We start from the raw sequence: 13,991 nt of genomic DNA, 5'->3' as shown, positions 1-13,991 counted from the left end.
AGGGCGATGACTTCCGCGTCCGCTCCGGTTAGCTCCCGTACCTCCGCACCACCGAACCGCCCGCCGACCAGAGTGCATGCCCCAGCGCATCCGAGTCCGACGTCAGCAGCTCCACCGGAGCCGGGAACCATCCCAGCAACACCGCGCCCGGCGGGGGCACCCGCACCTCCGCCAGCGCCTCCACCGCGCACACCTGGAACGTCCCCGGCGCCTGCCCCGGCAACGACAACACCGTCGACACGGAACCCTCCGTGAGCCTGTCCTTCGCCTTCACCGGCGTGTTCATCGCGATCTCCTTCGTCCGGCCACTGCCTCCCCTCCATGATCAATCGCCAGAAAAAGGAAGTGGTAGCCCTTCTCGATTGACAAAGCCAAGACCGCAGATGCGCGTCGACCACTAGCCTTGTGCGGAATCAAGGAGGGGACCATGGAGACGCTGAACGACGTGCGCAACGGGCACATCGCGCGCCTGCTGGAGGACTACGCCCGCGCCTGTGAGAAGCACTACCGCGAGCGTGGTGACAGGCGGAACTGCTTCCTCAAGCAGGCTCACGAGGCTTACGCCAGGGGCGACCAGAGCCTGGCTTCGAAGAGTCTCGGGTGGGCGCTCGACGACGACCCCGGAGCCAAGCGCCTCAACGAACGCGGGGAAAAGATCCGCTCTTGGATGAGGGACCCCCTGGTCTGGATTCGGGCGACGAACTCCAGGTACTCAGAGGTCTACCACTACGACAAGCTGTGCTCATACGTCTGGTGCAACTACGGGAACGACTTCACCCCACTGCTTGAAGGCGAAGCCTTGGACCGTCGGATGAGGCCCTGCTCTCGCGATGCCTGCAAGCGGGAGACCGAGCGCAGGAAGTTGCGCAGCATCTTTTCCCCAGCGGCGTAGGCAGGACGTCTCTCAGCGCCCCTTCGAACGCTGCCGGACCGCCGCCCGTCGCTGAGCCTGAGCCGCACCCGGATCGGCCTTCTTGAAAACCGCCTGCGTCACCTTGCTCAGCCGGCCCGACGGGGAGGCGGGCTCACCGCTCTTCTTCACCAGGGGCTTCTTCATCATGTCCTCCTACGCCACCGCGGCCGTGCGAACGGTCAGCTCCGTGCACGGGCTGAACTTGGTCTCGTCCTCGCCCTCGCGCACGGCGACCCGCTTCGACCGGACCTTGAGCGTGTGCTGGGCGTTGGGCCTGCTGACGGGAATCTCGAACTCGACCACAGCTCCGGGCACAGCGGGCTGCGGGGCCGTCCCCGCCAGTACGTCACCGGTCAGCAGGCCCGGCCGGGTCGGGTCCATGCCGGCGGCCCCGGTACCGACCACGCGCAGATAGACCTCGTACCCGGCGGCGTTCGGCACGGGCCTCCACGACACCTTGACCTTCGGTGACGGCGCCGCCATGTCCGGCATCCGCAGAAGCTGGAAGTCAGGCGGGGCCAGAGGCGGGACGACGTCGTCGAGCTCGTCCGGGTCCACCCTCGCGTGCGTGTTCACGACCAGGACCTCGCTGCGCGCGCCTTCGACCCCGTCCGCGCTCACCGCGGCCACCTGCACCGCGTAGACCTTGTTGGCCGCGATCGGCGTCCACACCGGCGGAGCGGGGTCCACGGCGGGGAGGAAGTACCCGTCGAAGTGCACGGTCGTCCCCGCCCCCGTCAGCACCATCGTGGGCGTCGCCGGGGGCGGAGGCACGTCACCGGCCGGGGGCGTCGTACCGTCCGGCGGGGCCGGAGCGGGCGCACCGACGTACAGCCGGTGTTCACCGATCCCGATCGAGTCCAGGCCCCGGGCGCCCGCGTTGACGGGGTCGCCGTTCGGTACGGGTGTCAGCGGGGGTGTCTTCGAGCCCTTGGGGATGGCGCCGACACCCGAGGTCCACGCGAGGGAGATTTCGTGTCCGCTGCCCCTGCCGCCCGTCACGGGCCGGGAGCCGACGCCCTGGGACTGGAACCACCGCGGGGCCGGCGGCACGGGAGCGGAGCCGTACGCCGGTACCCAGTCCGCCCGGTCCGCGATCCGCTCCTCGGCGGTGGCCGGCGGCTCCCCGGTCCGCGAGGACTTTCCCCTCTTCGCCGGGTCCGGGTCGTCGTCCGGGTACACGAAGTCGTCGCGCTCGGCGGTGAGGTCGGTGTTGTCGAGCAGGTTGGTCTTGAGCGTCGTGAGATCCCGTGCGGCCGGAGCGGCAACCGCGGTCTTGTTTCCGGTCTTGGTGTCGGTCTTGCTGGCTGGCATCGGCGTACTCCGCTACTGGAAGGTAAGTTGCACCAATTCTCCCAGTCGCGGAGTTTCTGCACCAATGCCCGGAAATCAGCCAGAACATCTTCTCCGCGGGGGCGTCCTCTAAGCCACGGCCACACGTTCGCCGATCTCGGCCTCCACGATGCTCATCAGCTCCAGCGCGGAGACGAGACGGGCGTCGTAGGTCTCCGTCCACCCGCCGTACGGCATCTGCTCGGCGGTCAGGAAGGGGATGAGCCCGCGGTCGTCGCGCAGGTGCGCGTGGACACTTTGCTCGACCCCGTACGCCTCCCCGCCGACCTCGAAGGGATACGTCCTCACCACGGTCCAGCCGATCGACCGGAAGTCCGCCAGGCGGCTCGTGGCCGTGCCGGTGATGCCTACCTTCACCGCCCCGAAGGCGTAGTGCATCAGCACGTACACGAGTCCCGGCTTGCCGTGTTGGAAGCCACCGGGGAAGCACTCCCGGCATCCTCCCTGACCGTTGCGGATGCTGTTCAGCCGCGGGCTTACCTCACGCTCACACCGCAAGTGGACGCACCGCCACGGGTGCACGACGCCGGGGTAGTCCTCCAGTGGCTCGAACCCGGCCGCGCGCATGTCGGCTACGGCCACCGCCGGATCGCCGAACAGCTTCGCCGCGGTTGCCTCAAACCCGCACTCCCGGCAGCCGCCGGTACCGGCTCGGATGTTGCTCAGGCGGGGACGTACCTCACGCCCGCACAGGTGACGGCTCTTCCACGGGCGGCTGGTTCCGGGATAGTCCTCCAGCGGCTCGAACCCGGCTGCGAGCATGTCAGCCGCCGCCTGGCCGCCATTGTCGGCAAGCTGTTTGGCGGCGGCAGCGACGGGGCCGCAGTTCGAGCAGTTTCCCGTGTCCCGGCTGTTCAGCTTCCCGAACCTCGGATACACCACCGCCCCGCAGTCCAGGCACTCGCACTTCCACGGTTCGTTGGCGCCGGGGTAGGGGACGAGCGGCCTCTTGTTCCTCCGCAGGGCGATGGCGACCGCCTCGGCCTCCTCGAACGACCGCTTCCGCCCGATCGTTTCGTTTCTGCACTCCCAGCACTCGCGGACGTTCCCCTTCGCCAGCGCGTTGCGTATGTCGTTGACCCGCATCCGCGTCTCCCGGGCGCAGGCCACATGCAGCAGCCGCCACCGGTGCTTGGTGTGCTGGAACGCCTCCAGCGGCACGAACCCCGAACGGCGCGCGTCCTTCTCGGCCAGGGCGGTGGCCGCCATCCTTAGCGCGGCGACCCGGCGCTCGTTCCCGCAGAACCGGCATCCGCCCTGGCCGTTGCGAAGGCTGTTGACCTGCGGCGCGGTGTCGCGTCCGCAGTCCATGCACGTAGCCGGCCATGGCACACCGGTGCTCTGATAGCCCTGTGGGTCCTTCGGCATCTGCCGGGCCTTCAACATGTCCGCCAGGGCCTCCGCGGCGCGAGAGGCGAGGGTGGAAGCTTGGCGGGCGACGGCGGCGCGGGTGTTGGCGGAGGTCATCCCCGCATCTTCGCAGCAGGGTCTGACAAGCGGTCAGCGAGTTCCGTAGACCGAGGTGGACGACGGCGACGGCTCGGTCTTCTCCTCCGTGGGGCTGCACGCCGAGCCGATGCCCCCGATGACGAGCACGATCAGGAACAGGCAGCCGAAGCAACTGTTCTTGGTCTCCTGCCACTTTCGCTCCTCCTCCGCAGCGGCCACCTTCGCCGCCACGTAGGCACCGGCCCCGAGGGCAGCGACGCCTATGAGGGCCTCGCCGAGCGAGAGCTCCGGCTCCCCGCGCTCGGGCTTATCGGGAGCGGGCTCGGGGCCGGCCTTGTCGAGGGAGGTCTTTTTCACGGGCTCCGGGCTCGGAGCACCGGACATGCTGGACGGTTCGTCAGTAGTCACCGCAGGAAGGTAGCTTCCGCAGGTCGAACACGGCAGAGGCGTCCCAAGGACCGGTCGCGACCAGGGCTGAGAACCCTGTTTTCGCGGGGGACTTCAACAACTCCCCCTGCCCGTTGAGGTACTACGCCACCGCGGCCGGGCGGGAGCCGGGAAGATGAAGAGGCCCCCGCCCGAAGGCAGGGGCCCCGTATTTTCCTACGCGTGCCGGCGGCACCTTCCGCACTGGGTGAGCTCCTGGCCCTGGGCCGTCACCTCGGTCATCAGCTCCAAGTGGCGGCCGGTGTCGTGCTTGCCTTGCAGGGCAGGACACTGGAGGTCGGTGTGGTAGCAGTAGCGGGATACGCCCACCCGCACCATCACCCACACCGGCTTCTCCTCGTCGGTGTCCGGACGCTCCAGCACATGCGGTGACATATCCATGAGTCCCCTCCCAGAGAACGGGCGCCAGCCCAGCCGCATGTTACCGGCGGTAGGCCGGAGGGGTCGCAGTGCCCCGGTCGACCGCAGGAGCCGAACGAGTGCTGTCGGCGGTCGCCGGGGGTCACCAGTCCAACGCGAGGTACCGGACGGCCGGTTCGGAACGAATTCCGCGGGGGAAATGGAGAAGGTCCGTCAATCCTGGTGGTACGAGGAGAGGTACCGCGACACGGACAGGGACGGCGCTGGAGCTGGAGAAGAAGATGATGCTGGCGCAGGGCAGCTCCTGGGGCTTCTTGTGTGCGCGAGTGCCGGCTAGGTGCGGTGCTCGTCCCGAAGGGCCACGCGCTCGCGGTTGTCGAGAAGGGACGCCACCGTCGCCTCGTTCATGGTGTCCGCCGTCAGATCCTCGATCACCGTCAGCGCGGCCCTGTCCCACTCGGCCAGCGCCCGGATCACAGAAATCAGAAACGTGTACCGCAGATCGTCCGGGAAGCGCTGAACGGCCTCGTCGACCAGGGGCAGGACGATGCCGGAACCGCGCCGGTCGACAGTGTCGTCGGTCTCGTGCAGCGCGCGCACGATGGCGGTTCCGAGCAGGTCGGCTTCTGCGTAGAAGGACTGCGTCCCAGGGATGGTCATGCCGTCATCCTCGGCCGCGGCGCCGCCGGACAGCCGCAGAGACATGCTCACGATCGGGTGAAGAAGCTCCCGCCGGCCGTACCTTCGCGAGGAAGCGGGGTCGTATCCAGCGGGGGCCAGGAGAGTCCAGGTAGCTGGGCTAGCCGATGACGTCGAAGTCGAGCCGGCGCCCAAAGGCATCCACCCGAGTCACACCTTTACGGACTTCGCCGTCCTTGAAGCCGCGCGAGACGACGATCTCCTTCCACTCTTCGCACTGCACCCGCCGGGCCACCACCCGCCACGAGTTGCCCCCCTTGACGCGGCGGAGCGCGGCCATGGTGCGGGCCGAGCAGCCGTGGCGCGGCGCCCACTCCGTCCAGCGGTAGACCTCACGCTCCGGCACGTCCACGGTGATCCTGACGGCGGTCTTGTCGACATGGGAGCCCGTGTACCACCCACCGGAGCGATCCGCCGTGTTGGCCGCCGTCAGCCACACCACGTCAGGGCCCGCGTGCTCACGGCCCGCGGAGATGTTCGACTCCGTGACGTTGATATAGCCGGAGCGAAGGATCTGGGGCAGGTGGAAAACCAAGGTGTAGTGGTAGAGCACGGTCACGGCAAAGCTCCCTTACGGGCTGATGGTTCGGGGACGGACCCAGATGAGCACCCGGAACGACGCCCCGGCAAGCACCCACGGCTTGTCTAGGAACTGCTGGAGCAACGCGCTGACCTGGGACGCTCCGAGTTTCCGCAGGTGGCCGCGCGCGTTGGAGCGGTGCTGGACGACCCGGATCTCCAGCCGTTCAGCCCATCGCGCACGCTCTGCCGTACGCAGCGAACAGCCCATCTCACGGGCCAGAACATGCAGAAGGCGCCCGCGGTCCTCTCCGGAGAGAGGCTGAACCCCACGGGCGCCTGAGTGTCCGCCAACGCCGTTGGAGGAACATGTTGCAGCTTACCCGAGAAGTTGTGAAGGCTCCAGCGCCGTCCACGAGGCGGGATTAGCACCCTGGAAATCGAGCGTGTCAATCATGAGAGATGGTTGACACCGAATGGGGCAAAGCGGAATTCCGTACCGCGGGCTGGATTCTCCTCGACCGATACCGGGGATGCGACGTCTCCCACCGGGTCGAGTGCGTGGAGTGCGGAAACCAGGACACGAAGAAGCTGACCAGCATCCGGCAGGGAAAGGAGTGCGTCTACTGCTACCGCGCCGGCCCGATGACGCGCACCGACGATGATGTGGCCTTCGATCGCATGGTGAAGGCGGGGTTCACGCCGAAGGACCGCGACTATCCGGGCGTCCTGACGAAGTGGGAATGCACCTGCAACATCTGCGGCGGGGACGCCTGGGTGACGCTCAACAACGTCTCGGCGATCGGAAACAGGGCCTGCCCGGGGATGTGCCGGGAGCGGAGGAAGGCGGAAGGGAAGGCCGCCACAGCAGATCGGAAGGCGCAGCGGAGGGAAGAGGAACTCGTCCGGCAGACCGAGCATTGGAGGGAGAAGCGGAAGGCGCAGGAACCGGCTGCGGTGAAGTTCATGAACCAGGCTGGCTACATTCCACAGGAGCCCTTTCCCGGCTCGAAAGATCCCTGGTCCTGCCTTCACGAGGTCTGCCGCACCGTCGTGACCACCCGGCTCTGCTACATCAGGAAGGGAAAAGGCTGCGGCGAATGCAAGAAGCGAGCCACCTCCGACCGTTTCTCCCTGCCCGAGGATGAAGCCCGTCGCCGTCTCGCCCTGACGCAGTTCGAGGCCGCCGGTCCCTACCGCGGAGCCGCCGCCTCCTGGCTGATGCGCTGCACGCGGTGCGGGGACATCAGCGAGCGCCCTCTCCACCAGGCCGAGAACATCCGCCTCGGATGCAGGAAGTGCTTCGGGGAACACCGCACCGCTCGGCGCCTCCGCCTGACCGGCTGTATCCCCACGGAGCACAAGAACAGGTGGCGGCGCACATGCGAAGACTGCGCGCGGCTCTTCACCGCCGACGCCTCCGTCATCACGGGACTACGGAACTGCCGAAGCTGCCGCGAATCGGCGAAGGCGGAGGAAGTGGCAGAGGCGCGGGCCGTCCGTGAGCACGACAGGCTCATCGCCGCGGGCTTCACGAAGCTCCCTGACGGGCGCTGGGAGACGACGTGCGGACGCTGCGGCACGAAGATGCCGCGGAGCCTGCGCAGCGCCCTGTGGGTGCTCACGGCGGGCAGCGGCGGCTGTCCCTACTGCTGCACCAGGGGTCTCAACCACGCCAAGCCCGCGTGGATCTATATCGCCGAACAGAAGGAGTCCGGTGTGCTCAAGGTGGGCGCTGCCAACGACCCGGTCAAGCGCTTCCGGAGCTTCCGGTGCGCCGGCTGGGACATCTGCTGGTACCTGGGCGTCGACACAGGGGCCCAGGCGTGGGAGGTGGAGCAGGCAGTCCTCGCGGCGGTCCGGAGCGAGGGCCATCTGCCGGCGGTGACCAACGAGGAGATGCCGCACAACGGAGCGACGGAGACTGTCCCGGCCGGAGTATACGAAGCGTATGAGCTGGAGGGTATTGCCTGGGACACGGCAATTCCGTAGGGTCAACGCACAAGGAAATGACACTGCCTTCTGATGCTGCCTCCGCCCCCGCTCCAGGGTGAAATGTGAGAGCCCAGGCCCCCATACATACACTCATGTCAATTGATATTGGGGGGTGTCCGCCTATTTAATTATTTATTACATTTCGCCGGGACACTCAGGACATAGTCGACCGCGCAAGTTTTATTTTCCTTTTCTCAAATCCTGAACCATGTTTTTTGTCACATTACTTTTCCCCTTTCCCTCTGTTATCCTCCCCGCCCCTTTGCGATAATTAGGGGAACGCCGGACCTGAACCCCCGGCCCCAGCCAACGCCACTCTCGGAGGAAACACGCGCATGAGCAGTACACCCGCAGCGGACAGCTCTGTCCAAATCAAGTTCGAGTGGACCGAACTCCTTGGCGCGGCAATCGTCCGCTCATCGTGGCGCGGCATGACGTTTGGCGTGGACAGCGTGACCCGAGAGGGCCAGCGGGTACTCCGCGTGCGCCGTTCCGTGACCAATGAGACCGGCGGCACCGACATGCGCACTGTCGGACATTCCATGTCCTCGACGCGCGAGTCTGCCGAGTCGGTCATGCGCGAGCACATCGCCAAGCGTGCGGAACTGGAAATCAAGATTCAGGCCAAGATTGACCGCGCGGCCCAGCGCCCCAAGTCCAAGTGGAAGTCCACGCTCGCGAAGAATACCGACGCGATCAAATGGAAAAGTGGTCGCGAGACGGTCAACCTCTCGGCCGAGCCGTTGACCCCTAAAGAGATCATTGCCAAGCATGGCGACATGGTGACCTTCGAGGAAATCGAGGAGACCCCGGAAGACGTCGCACCGGTCGAGGCCGCGCCGGAGCCCAATCTCCCCGGTGAGTACACCCTGTCTCAGGTGCAGCGTGACGCGGATACGTCGATGCTCGCGCAGACCGTTTGGGCGACGAAGCACGCCGATGCCGGTATGCCGAAGTGGGCATGGATGGCAATGCCGGGCAAGGGTCAGCGGGCGGAATTCGCGTACGGCGAAGCACTGCTGACCGTGCTGCCCGCGAACTACTTTCCGGCGCCCGTCGAGGTCGAGGAGCAGCCGGAACCGGTGGTGGAATTCCCCGCCGAGCTGCTGGCCGGTGAGTCCGTCGAGCCGTACGCGGGTGAGCACCACCGCACCGATGACGACGGTTATGACTGGGTGCTGACCCTCGCGTCTGGGGACGAGTACCGGTTGTTCTCGCGGGGCTACGAGCGGGGACGCTGGCAGGTGGTGCGAGGGGTGCACGACTCCACGTTCTGGTGGGCAGAGCTGGACGAGGACAACAGCCTCACGGCGGCCGTCGCGTGGTGCCGCGCCGACTCGGCGTCCGCCGCATGGGCCCAGGACGTGTGGGCCCGGTTCGGGCACATGAACGAGGAGCGGGTGACGTGGTCGGCCGAGCTGGTGCAGACCGAGCTTGAGCCCAGGGTGTTCCGGGTCGAGCGGTACGGGCGCGTCGGGATCATGGCGAAGTACACGTGGGGCTGGGAGCACCGGCCGAACGGCTGGTCTGCGGAGGCCGGTACGTCCGGTGCGGTGGACGGCATGTTCCGCAAGCGGGCCGCGCACAAGCTGACGGTGGCCGGGCTGAGGGAAGTCCCGCTGGACCGTTGGGTGATCACGAGGACGGACGGCGTCCGGGAGCAGTACGGCGTGCACGGCAAGACCGCGTTGGAGTGCGGGCCGGGCTCGTGGGATGAAGCGGGGCTGTGCATCGGGGCGTGCTGGAACAAGAACGCCCCGGCGCGGTTCGTCGTCGACATCCTCGCCGAGGACGGCGCGGTGATGGGCACGGTCGGTGTCTGCGCGCTGCACCTGGCCCGCCCGCTGGCCAAGGCATCCGGCCACGACGGCAACGTGTGGGAGACGGCGTACGAGCTGTGCGGGAAGACGTCCGGGGCGATGGGATCGCGCCTGGACTGGGAAGAGCGGTACTGCGACATCGTCGCCGAGATGGTGACGGCCGCCCTGGAGGCAGGCGAGTCCAACCCGCGCCCCGACGTCGTGGCGGCTCTGTACGCCGAGGCTGACGCGATCCGGGCGCAGCAGGAAGCGAAGGCCGCGAAGACGGCACAGAAGAACACCAGCACGGGCGGGGAGAGCAGCACGATGGGACGACGCGGTATGGCTCCCAGGGCCAAGGCGGCGACGGTCAAGGTCGGCGACATCGTGTTCACGGGTGATCAGAAGCGCGGGCACGAGTGGGCCGAGCTGCGAGGTCACACGTACCGTGCCGTCCTGCTGGACGGGCTCTACTCCGTCACGCACATGGCCAGCGGTGTGGAGGTCGTCAGGGGTGAGAAGTCTCGCGCGGCGATGAAGCGGGCGATCCTCGCGGACGCACTGCCGTGGGCCGACGCGGAGCCGGTGGACCCGCGCCTTGAGTGGGCGATGCCGAAGCCCGAGGCGAAGCCGGTGACCCACGCGGACCTCATGGCGGTGGACGGCGAGGAGCTGGTAGCGCTCCTGGACTGCCTGAGCGAGGAGCAGCGGGAGGATCTGGCCGCGCCGTGGCCGGTGCGGTGGCTGTACCCGGAGAAGCAGGGCGACCGTCCGCGCGGGCTGAACTTCTGCGCGGGCTGCGGCGGGGGCTGCAAGGGCAAGCGGCTGGTGACGGACTCGGACATGGTCTGTGTGGACCTGGAGAAGGGCCCGGTGGCGACGTCGAGGGCCGCCGGGTGCACGGTGGTGCAGGCGGACGTCAGGACGCTGACCCCGGAACACCCCGCGCTCCGCTGGACCCGTGACGCGATGTTCACGATGCCTTGCCCGGACTATTCGATAGCGGGCAACGGTGCGGGCCGTACGGCGCAGAGCCTGGAGATCCTGACCGAGGCGATTGCCCAGGTTGGCTTCGCCTTCGGCAACTACGAGAAGGACGGTACGGAGTACTGCGACCACGAGGAGGAGGGGGAGGAGTGCTCGGAGGAGGAGGGGTGCTTCTCCTCGTACGGGTCGCGGACGGACTTCACCGTCCCGGAGATGTGGGCGCTCGTGGACGGCATGGACGGCAAGACCGCCGGGCTCATGCTGGCCCCGGTGATCTGGTGCCTGGGGCTGCGGTACATAGGCGCCCCCCTCACGCGGGTGGTCATCGAGCAGGCCGCCCAGTTGCCCGAGGAGATTCAGGAAGACATCTGGCTTGAGCTGTCCGTGGCCGGTTGCGAGTCGGCCTCGTGGGATGTCTTGGACGCCGCCGACTTCGGCTCGCCCAGCCACCGTCGGCGTTCGATCATGGCGGCGCACTGGTACCGCATGGCGGCCCTGCCCGAGGCGCCGGGGATCACCACCCTGGCTTACCAGGCCATCGGCTGGGAGGCAGACGCGGAGGTGAACACGCGGGGCAACCGCCAGACCTCCGGCGGCAACGTGTTCCGCATGGACGGGGTCACCCGCCGACACCCCGACCCGAAGCCCATCAACGGCATCACCTCGAAGATCCGAGGCTGGTACGAGGCCACGACGGGGCGCCGGTTCACGATCGCGGAAGTGTGCCTCCTCGTCGGTCTCCCGGCGGACTTCCCGGTCGTCGGGTCCCGCTCCTCGCAGTGCCAGCAGCTCGGGGACGTCTTCTCTTCGCTGGTGTCGCTCGCGGTGTGGGGCGAGCTGACGGGGGCGGCGTGGCGGGAGACGCTGGGCGTGTACCTGGGTGAGCTGTACCCGTCGATGCACGGCGCGGACGCAGCGGAAATCTCCGAGCCGATCGAGCAGACCCCGGCCGGCGACCAGGGCCAGGAAATTCCCGTTGCCGACTCGGAGGAGAAGTACACACCTCGCCCCCGCGCGCACCGCTGGGAGATCCGCCGGGCCAAGGAGGTGCTGACCGCCGCCGGATTCAACGACCACGACCAGGACTCCACCACCGGCAGCGGCTTCGTCGTCATCAACGACATGCACGCCGTGGCCGTGGTCCCCGTGCTGAACAGCGACCACCGGCGGCCCCGCAAGCTCACCGACCGCAAGCTGTGGGACGAGATGTTGGGGGAGTTCGCCGAGGCCCTGAGGGACGCCGGGTTCCGTCAGGTGGGCATCAACCCTCACCGGGTGCGCGGCTTCGCCCCCGTCCCCTCCGAGCCGCAGACCGTTGCCCGCGTGCGGGACGTCAACGACTGGGTGGCCAGCCCCAGCGGCTACCGGCTGCGCTCGGTCACCTTCGACGGCCACGCCGGGATTGAGTGCCGCATCGGCTTCCACACGGCGGGCGCGGGCGCTTCCTCCTTCCACCTCCAGGACCACGAACAGAACCAGGTGCCCGCGCAGGCGGGCGAGTCCCTCACGGAATCGGTGGAGCGGCTATGCGACTGGTACGGGCTCGCCGAACCGTTCCAAATTCTCTTCGAGGAAGTCGCCGGCGAGCAGGGTGAGGAATTTCCCGTTGCCGACGAGCACGAGCACACGGGCACCCTCGCCCGCTACGTCTCCTTCCCCGGCAAGAAGCACCGCGTGGAGTCGCGGTTGACGGTGGAGTGTGAGTGCGGCCACGTGGTGTGGAAGCGCTCCTGCAACGGCGCCTATGACCAGCAGTTCGTCCCGATGTACCTGGAGGCCGAAGGGTACGGCGCGGGCCCGTGGGAGCAGTACGAGGGCGCGGACCTGGGCGAGTTCGGCATGGCCGAGGACTCCACGGCGCAGCTCGTGCGCGTCGAGGTCTTCAAGGGCGATGTCCTGCGCCGCATGCGGAAGATCAAGCCGCTGCCGGGCCTGCTGGGACAGGCGCCGGATCACGCCCCGTGCGGTGAGTGCGGGAGCGTCATCACGAAGTCGCCGTACTGGCTCGGGCAGGACTGGACGCTTGGTGCGTGGTGCGGCTGGTGCGCGCGCCTTCCCCTGGACACCGATTTTGAGGGGCTGCGCGACACGGCGGCGGCGGTGGACACCAAGCGCGGGTTCTGCCTGGTGCCGCTGCGCGAGGAGCAGCCTGCCAACGGCGAAGAAATCTCCGGGCAGGTCCAGGAACTGGCCGGCGAGCCCGTCGAGGAATCTCCTGTTGCCGACACGGAGAAGAAGTCGGTCATGGCGGAGCTGCTGGAGCAGCACTACGGGCCCGACTGGCGGGGCGGCTGCACCTTCGAGGACGTCGACCGCTCCCTGTACGGCGAGGACGACCAGGAGGAGGAGCAGGCGGCCGTGCAGGGCCTCGCGCCCATCAGCGAGCAGCAGCGCAAGGCAGCGTGGCGGATGGCTGCCGGAGAAAGCCTCAACACCCCGGCCGGCGAGTCCGTCCAGGAAATTCCTCGTGCCGACATTGAGCCCGTCGCGCCGGTGCTCCCCAGCACGGGACGCGGTTACTGGAACACCGGAGACCGCGTGCTTCACCAGGGACGCGCGGGGCGTGTGGTCAGCGCGACGATCGGCAAGACCCTGGTCGAGCTGGACGGGGCCGAGCCGGGCCACCTGGAGCACGTGGACCCGCGCGCCCTGGTCGCCGAGCGGTACGTCGTGTGCGGGACGCCGGTCACGCTGACCGTGCCGCGCCGGGCTGCCGCCGAGGAGGAGGTGTTCCTCACGTGGAGCGAGATCCTGGAGGCGTACGAGGTGCCCGAGGTTCCCGCGCTGGTGGTGTGCACGGTGCTGGACATGCCGACGGTGCCGAAGCGCGTTGCTGACCCGCGTACCGCGTGGATGATGCCGAAGCCGGAACCGGTGGACCCGCGTACCGCGTGGGCCACGTACGAGGTCACGCCGGAGCCGGTGGACGTCCTCGCCGCGCTGCGCGCCGAGCTGGAGGAGCTGCGCGCGGACATCGACACCTGGGGTGGCGTGGCGGCTGCAACGGCGGTCGCGAACGCGGAGACGATCGTGAGGGAGTTGGCGTCGGAGCTGCGCCTGCTGGAGGTCGAGGCGCTGCGGCGGGAAGCGCGGGAGCTGCGCGAGGAGCTGGGCTGGGGTCCGGTCCGGTGGGCGGCGATCGAGACTCCCAGGGGCAGGCGTTGGGCGATGGCCGCGTCGGTCGCGGGGACGGTGGCCGGTCTGGGCGCGGCGCTGGGGACGGTGGTGCCGCCCCGGGTCTGAGGCGGGGGCCGGGCTGCCTGCGGGTGGCCCGGTCTCCCCGGCCGGGGCAGGAAGGTCTTCGCGGGGGCGGGCCGGCCGAGACAGGGGCGCAACCCTGCGAGCCACTACGCGTGGCCGAGCCTGTCGGGGGATGTTGAAGCGGCCGGAGGAGTTGAGCAACAACTTCTCGAACCTTCGAATATTTAAAGTTCGAAATTCGACCGAGTGATCATCGAAGGATGATGACA

11 protein-coding genes are annotated in these 13,991 nt (G+C 68.1%); 3 read left to right on the top strand and 8 right to left on the bottom strand.

Annotated elements, in window-relative coordinates; genetic code table 11:
• Positions 1–28: 28 nt before the first annotated feature.
• A complete protein-coding gene (locus MTF69_RS01775; RefSeq protein ID WP_243329955.1) occupies positions 29–286 on the bottom strand; it encodes a hypothetical protein in 258 nt (85 codons plus the stop codon).
• A gap of 141 nt (positions 287–427) precedes the next feature.
• Here MTF69_RS01775 and MTF69_RS01770 point away from each other — a divergent pair, with 141 nt between their 5' ends.
• Positions 428–892, top strand: a complete 465-nt coding sequence (locus MTF69_RS01770; protein WP_243329954.1) for a hypothetical protein — start codon at positions 428–430, stop codon at positions 890–892.
• A 12-nt stretch (positions 893–904) separates the two neighbouring features.
• On the opposite strand, the gene MTF69_RS01765 is transcribed toward MTF69_RS01770, so the two are convergent.
• The 7 genes from MTF69_RS01765 to MTF69_RS01735 all read right to left on the bottom strand — a co-directional run bounded on the left by MTF69_RS01765 (position 905) and on the right by MTF69_RS01735 (position 5,780).
• Complete coding sequence (locus MTF69_RS01765) at positions 905–1,060, bottom strand: hypothetical protein (RefSeq protein ID WP_243329951.1); 156 nt, start codon at positions 1,058–1,060, stop codon at positions 905–907.
• Positions 1,061–1,066: 6 nt separating this feature from the next.
• Positions 1,067–2,227 (bottom strand): hypothetical protein, encoded by a 1,161-nt coding sequence (locus MTF69_RS01760; protein WP_243329949.1) that lies wholly within the window; start codon positions 2,225–2,227, stop codon positions 1,067–1,069.
• A 108-nt stretch (positions 2,228–2,335) separates the two neighbouring features.
• The gene (locus MTF69_RS01755; protein ID WP_243329947.1) at positions 2,336–3,733 is read right to left on the bottom strand and encodes a GIY-YIG nuclease family protein; all 1,398 of its coding nucleotides are present in this window, start codon (positions 3,731–3,733) and stop codon (positions 2,336–2,338) included.
• A 33-nt stretch (positions 3,734–3,766) separates the two neighbouring features.
• The gene (locus MTF69_RS01750; protein WP_243329945.1) at positions 3,767–4,123 is read right to left on the bottom strand and encodes a hypothetical protein; all 357 of its coding nucleotides are present in this window, start codon (positions 4,121–4,123) and stop codon (positions 3,767–3,769) included.
• Positions 4,124–4,318: 195 nt separating this feature from the next.
• Positions 4,319–4,543, bottom strand: a complete 225-nt coding sequence (locus MTF69_RS01745; protein WP_243329943.1) for a hypothetical protein — start codon at positions 4,541–4,543, stop codon at positions 4,319–4,321.
• Positions 4,544–4,855: 312 nt separating this feature from the next.
• The gene (locus MTF69_RS01740; protein ID WP_243329941.1) at positions 4,856–5,227 is read right to left on the bottom strand and encodes a hypothetical protein; all 372 of its coding nucleotides are present in this window, start codon (positions 5,225–5,227) and stop codon (positions 4,856–4,858) included.
• Positions 5,228–5,321: 94 nt separating this feature from the next.
• Positions 5,322–5,780 carry a hypothetical protein gene (locus tag MTF69_RS01735; RefSeq protein ID WP_243329939.1) on the bottom strand — a complete coding sequence of 153 codons (459 nt, stop codon included), beginning with the start codon at positions 5,778–5,780 and terminating at the stop codon, positions 5,322–5,324.
• A gap of 605 nt (positions 5,781–6,385) precedes the next feature.
• On the opposite strand from MTF69_RS01735, the gene MTF69_RS01730 reads away from it, so the two are divergent.
• Entirely contained in the window at positions 6,386–7,732 is a 1,347-nt protein-coding gene (locus MTF69_RS01730; RefSeq protein WP_243329938.1) for a hypothetical protein, read from the top strand.
• A 434-nt stretch (positions 7,733–8,166) separates the two neighbouring features.
• Positions 8,167–13,764: a hypothetical protein gene (locus MTF69_RS01725; protein WP_243329936.1), complete on the top strand. Its 5,598-nt coding sequence runs from the start codon at positions 8,167–8,169 to the stop codon at positions 13,762–13,764.
• Positions 13,765–13,991 lie beyond the last annotated feature (227 nt).

This window comes from Streptomyces sp. AP-93 (genome assembly GCF_022808175.1).
GTDB lineage: Bacteria > Actinomycetota > Actinomycetes > Streptomycetales > Streptomycetaceae > Streptomyces.
The sequence above is the reverse complement of the archived record's forward strand: the minus strand, read 5'-3'. Positions and strand labels throughout refer to the sequence as shown.